Origin of the sequence: Microbacterium sp. Leaf351, assembly GCF_001423825.1 — a bacterium.
GTDB classification, from domain to species: domain Bacteria; phylum Actinomycetota; class Actinomycetes; order Actinomycetales; family Microbacteriaceae; genus Microbacterium; species Microbacterium ginsengisoli.
In genome coordinates this window covers 12,309-13,972 of the sequence record NZ_LMPK01000005.1, presented here as the reverse complement: position 1 = coordinate 13,972, position 1,664 = coordinate 12,309, and the positions used below count along the sequence as shown (strand labels likewise).

At 72.5% G+C, this 1,664-nt stretch carries 2 protein-coding genes; one reads left to right on the top strand and one right to left on the bottom strand.

Going from position 1 to position 1,664, the window contains the following annotated elements; translation table 11 throughout:
* A partial coding sequence (locus ASG00_RS15110; protein ID WP_327037461.1) for a DUF6541 family protein occupies positions 1–1,294 on the bottom strand: 1,294 nt, incomplete at its 3' end.
* A 183-nt stretch (positions 1,295–1,477) separates the two neighbouring features.
* Here ASG00_RS15110 and ASG00_RS16440 point away from each other — a divergent pair.
* The coding region (locus ASG00_RS16440; RefSeq protein ID WP_235559067.1) for a hypothetical protein at positions 1,478–1,664 on the top strand (187 nt) is incomplete at its 3' end.

Genomic DNA, 1,664 nt, shown 5'->3' with positions numbered 1-1,664 from the left:
CCGCCGCGGCGAGCAGCACCGCCGGGAAGGTGACGGTGGAGCCCGTCGGCCACGCTTGCAGCAGAACCTGCCCGAGGCCGTCCAGCACGCTCTGAGTGGCCTTCGCCTGCGGACCGCCGAGACGGTCGTCGAGGGGGCGGGTGAACAGGCCGAGGCGCGCGACGAGGTACCAGAAGCCGACCGCCGCGACCACGACGAGGGCGATCACCACTCCGATGAGGCTCCACGTCACCGCGCGACGGGAGCGCCCGCCGCGACGCCATCCGGCGCGCACGAGCGAACCCGCGGTCGCGAGCACGAACGGCAGCAGCAGCACCGCCCAGCTCACCAGCACCCGTGGCTGGCCGAAGCCGATCGCGGCGGCGGCGGTCAGCGACATCCCCCCGCCCCAGAGCAGCGCGGCGACACGGCGAGGGCCGCGCTCCGCGACGACCGCTCGCACCGCGAGCACCACGACCGCGACGCCCGCGGGCAGTAGCGCCGTGCCGAGGAAGGTCGGGTAGAGCGTGCCCCAGCTCAGCAGGGCGTAAGGCATCGCGCCGAAGGCGGCGCCGAGGGGAAACGCGACGAGCGCGACGATACCGCGCGGATGCCGCGGCACGAGCGCCTGCGCGAGCCAGGCCGCCCCGGGCAGCCAGATGCCGGCGACGACGGCGATCCACGCCGCGTTCACCGCGACGGGCACGGTCGCTCCGGTGACCTGCACGGTCGCGGCGACGATCGAGTGCCACCCCGACGGGTAGAACGCGAACGTCTTGCCGGTCTCGATGATCGAGCGCAGCGTCAGCGAGGAGGCGTCGCCCGTGGAGAGGATGTGCGCGATCGCGGCCAGGTGGAAGTTGTTGTCGTAGGTCTGACTGAACAGATCGGGCGACGGAACCTGCCAGAACGCGATCACCGCGACGGCGAGCGCCGTGACGATCCAGACGGGGAGCAGCCACACGACCCGCACACCGTCGGGGCGCACCCGGATCCCTGGAAGGAGGCGGGTCGTCACGAACAGCACGATGGCGACGACGAGCGCGACGATGATCGGCGACACGGCGCTGAACGGCAGGTGCAGCGGCTGCGACACGATGCCCGCGACGCCGATCGCCGTCACCCCGATAGGCCCGGCGAGCGCGACGCGCGAGAGCAGCCCCATGCGCACCGGCAGGGTGGCCGCGATCCCCGGGATCAGCACGACGGCGAGCGCGCCGACGACGACGGGCACGACCGGGAGCCACGCGATGAACACCCGACCATCCTTGCCGAAGTTCTGACGCTCGACACCCGTCCCGGAGCGGCCGACCACCGCGGGCTCCTCACATCTCCTGAAGCGGGGGGTCGCATAGACTCGTGGCTCGACGGGGCGGCGCGCTCGCGTACCACCGCGCCGGCGCCGGGCCGACTCCCGGGAAGCGATCCGCCGTTACCGCGCCCGCGACGGGCTACGCCCGGGCACCCGAACAGATCGACACGAGGGACCATCCCGCCAATGAGGCACGTTCTGCAGAAGTTTGTCCTGCCGACCGACCACGACCCTGACGTGCTCCCGCTGTACGTCGACGCGGACGAATGGGCCCGGACGGACGGCCAGGTGCGCAAGCTCAAGGAGCACACACACGTCGCCGACGTGCTCTCCCGCACGCGGCTGCGGATACCGGCGCGTCAGCGCACGTCGC